Genomic DNA, 2,971 nt, shown 5'->3' with positions numbered 1-2,971 from the left:
GTTTAGGCCGGTTGGACCCTATTGGGGTGTTGGTCAGTCATAAAGTGGTCCGAAACGGCGGTATTTGGGGCAAGTTCGCCTGGGATTTCCGCCCCGCAATGAACTGCCGGCACACCTTGCCTGTGACCTCAGGCGGCAACCATGGCGAGCAGTTGGTGTCGAACGCGATAGACGTTGGCCAGCGCGAACAGCACTTGTCATTGATGGGTGTCCTTCGCCAGCCCACGAGATCGGGTTTTCCGGTGGCCAAAGAGGTTCTTGACGGTGCGGACGGGTGTTCGACCTTCGACCGGACACAGGCTTTAAGCCACTCGATTTGGCGGGTCAGGCCGCCCAATTCATCGTCTGGGAGTCGCTTCAACTGACCGCGCTTCAGGGCGAAATGCCAGTCGACTGCGCGATCCGCATGTTCCTCAAGCTTGCTGACCCCGGTGTAGCCGGCATCGGCATATACCCGGCGTTCCTGGCCATGCAGCAGTTCGCCGGCCATGACCACATCGCTGACATTGGCCGCCGTGCCGACTGCCGTGTGAATCAGCCCGGAGGCGGCATCGACGCCGATGTGCATCTTCATCCCGAAGTGCCGGTTGTTGCCCTTCTTGGTCGGGTGCATGTCGGAGTCGCGTTGCTGACCCTGGTTCTTGGTCGAGGGCGGAGCGGCAATCAGGGTGGCATCTACGACACGTATCTCTATTTCCAGAACGGTGCAGTTGTACGCTCAATCGTGAACGCAACCGGGAAATGCTCGCGACTGCAGTAAGGAGACTGCATCCCGAAAGCGGGGACAGAAGTAATGCGGTAAGTTTACGCGGAGCGTCTGTGACGCCCCGAGCGGAAGAAAATCCCCAGCGCAGCTAACAGCCGCGAAGGTCCAGCGGCGGCGTCGACAACCAGACCGCTTCCACCCGGATCATCGCAACCAGGCCTGCAGCCAGGCACCGAGTTCATGAGCTGCCTGCACCGGCACGAAATCGAGCACGTTCGTCTCCGCGGCCACGTGCTTCGACGACGCCACAATGCCTTGCTCGCGCAACCAGCGCCGTACCAGATTGGCGTTGATCTCGTGGGCCAGTGCTACCCCGGCAACGGAGGCATCGGGCTTTCTGCAGGCATCCATCACCTGCCGTTTGAAATCGGCGCTGCGCTGCCGCCGAATGCGCTTAGTGTGTTCGGCCATAGTGTCCACCAAGAAAATAAGTGGATATATATGGTCGCCCCTCAGTTGCCAGGCGCCGGTCTCGATTCGAGCAGAAAAGTAAGAGTGCGGTCATATATTCGGACTGTTGGAGCCTTTGCTCCAGTCCCTGATGAAATTCGCTGATGGGGGCCTGATCACTATCGCGGGCTGAAAGCCCTGTGTCCACTCCAGGTTGGCCCCATCCAGGTCTGACCTTATCTGTCCTCACGATGCCGGTACCTATGCAATCTGTGGCGAGGTCTCTTCGTGTACTTTGGAAACTTCTGCAGCCGGTGGCATCAACTAGTTGACTCAACTAGACGGCTAGCGGTCACCTCGTTTGCTAATTCCCTGCAAGGTCGCGCGACCGCCCGTGGAATTCTGGCGGGGTACTAACCCCAGCCAAGCAGCCAGATTCCGCCTGCTCTCAAATTGACGCCCGTCACCGATTGTTGCAATCACGTCAGTGGCAATGATTGGGCCGATACCTGGCACTCTAGCCAACTGCCGACTGGCATCGCTTGCCTGGTGCCAAGCCACGATCTCGGCCTCCAGTTCCCGTACTTGTCGATCCAGATCTGTCAGATGTTGCCACAAGCGGTACAAAGTGCTTCGCAGACGGTCATCCAGCCCGCTCTCATCATCTTCAAGGAGTTCCGGAATCCGCTTCAGCAGGGAATGGATGCCACGGGGAATCACCACGCCATTCCGCCAACAGCCCTCGAATCTGATTGGCCTGAGCCGTCCGGTCCTGAACGAAGCCTTGTCGAACTGTGGCGCCATCAATTTGACTGTATGCCCTAGCTTCCGGTCTCGCACTGGGCCTTGTCCGCTGCGATGTCGAAACGGCAGCCCGTGCGCGCCTAGATGTTGGGCGCCACGCTACCGTCCTTCTTGGTATCGGCCCATTCCGGCGGGATGTCCAGGGTGATCACATTCGCGTTGTTGGGCGAACCGGCTGGTTTCATAACCCAGGTACCCTCGCGTGGGAAGATCGAGGTCAAAGAGCCGTTCGGGTCGTTCTTGGCGGCATTGGCCGCGCCCAGGATCGTCTCGGTGGAACAGTTCACCAACTGCACCACACGCACCGCCGGGGGTATGGGCGCCGTCACTGGCACGCCGGCCAGGCAGGCATCGGTCTTCTCGGGCGTGGCCTTCTGCTTGGCCGCTACCGTTGAGGCGGGATGGGCGATCAGGCACAGGGTGAAGGTCAGGAGCAAAAGTTGCCAGAACTTCAGGACTGACGTGAGGAGGCGGTTTCGGCTCGACTGACAGTGCGAAGCAAGGCTTTTCATATGAACGTATTTCTCATGCGTTAGGTTGCTTGCGACAGGTGGGCTTGCCTGTTGAGAGAATCCCGGCCTGCTTCCTGCGCAGCATGCGGGAATTTGTCGGAGGCTTCATAGTGGATCGAAGCGGCTGAGGGAGGGTTCGGCGACGCCGAGAGCGGGGTCGATGCGGGGCTGGCCGGTGGCGGTATCGAGCAGGGGGGTGTAGTTGGCGGCATAGATGCTGCGCCAGTAGTCGACGGCGAGGTGGGGCACGTTGGTGCCGGGGCTGTTGCTGTTGAGCAGGGTGCCGCTGGGGGTATAGACGTCGATGCGGTACTGGGCGGGCTGTGAGCCATCGCCGGTGTAGTAGAGCAGGTAGATCTGTCTAGCGCCATCGACGGCGACGTCGAGGTAGGTGTGGGTGGTGGGGAGCGCGAAGGTGAAGTCGAGCGGGGTGGTGGCGCCGAAGTAGCGGACCGGGTTGCCGTTGAGGTCGAAGGCGGCGAGTTGGGGGGCGCCGGCT

4 protein-coding genes and 1 pseudogene are annotated in these 2,971 nt (G+C 60.4%); all 5 read right to left on the bottom strand.

From position 1 onward, the window contains the following. Window positions 1-200 precede the first annotated feature (200 nt). Window positions 201-682: pseudogene (locus EK23_RS21200) on the bottom strand (IS5 family transposase); the annotation flags it as partial. 228 nt (window positions 683-910) lie between these two features. Continuing rightward, on the bottom strand, window positions 911-1,177 hold the full coding sequence (locus tag EK23_RS21195) for a transposase (protein WP_145998785.1): 267 nt from the start codon (window positions 1,175-1,177) through the stop codon (window positions 911-913). Window positions 1,178-1,501: 324 nt separating this feature from the next. Beyond that, window positions 1,502-1,960 carry an IS110 family transposase gene (locus EK23_RS24835; RefSeq protein WP_052808434.1) on the bottom strand — a complete coding sequence of 153 codons (459 nt, stop codon included), beginning with the start codon at window positions 1,958-1,960 and terminating at the stop codon, window positions 1,502-1,504. An 80-nt stretch (window positions 1,961-2,040) separates the two neighbouring features. After that, window positions 2,041-2,472: a hypothetical protein gene (locus tag EK23_RS21185; RefSeq protein WP_045227392.1), complete on the bottom strand. Its 432-nt coding sequence runs from the start codon at window positions 2,470-2,472 to the stop codon at window positions 2,041-2,043. 105 nt (window positions 2,473-2,577) lie between these two features. Next, window positions 2,578-2,971 (bottom strand): NHL repeat-containing protein (locus EK23_RS23815; RefSeq protein WP_045227391.1); only part of this gene is annotated, 394 nt, incomplete at its 5' end.

Source organism: Methyloterricola oryzae (assembly GCF_000934725.1).
Classification (GTDB): domain Bacteria; phylum Pseudomonadota; class Gammaproteobacteria; order Methylococcales; family Methylococcaceae; genus Methyloterricola; species Methyloterricola oryzae.
The sequence above is the reverse complement of the archived record's forward strand: the minus strand, read 5'-3'. Positions and strand labels throughout refer to the sequence as shown.

Coding starts and splice junctions, on each gene's coding strand:
- EK23_RS21195 (WP_145998785.1), bottom strand. CDS start 1,177: ATGGCCGAACACACTAAGCGCATTCGGCGGCAGCGCAGCGCCGATTTC.
- EK23_RS24835 (WP_052808434.1), bottom strand. CDS start 1,960: ATGGCGCCACAGTTCGACAAGGCTTCGTTCAGGACCGGACGGCTCAGG.
- EK23_RS21185 (WP_045227392.1), bottom strand. CDS start 2,472: ATGAAAAGCCTTGCTTCGCACTGTCAGTCGAGCCGAAACCGCCTCCTC.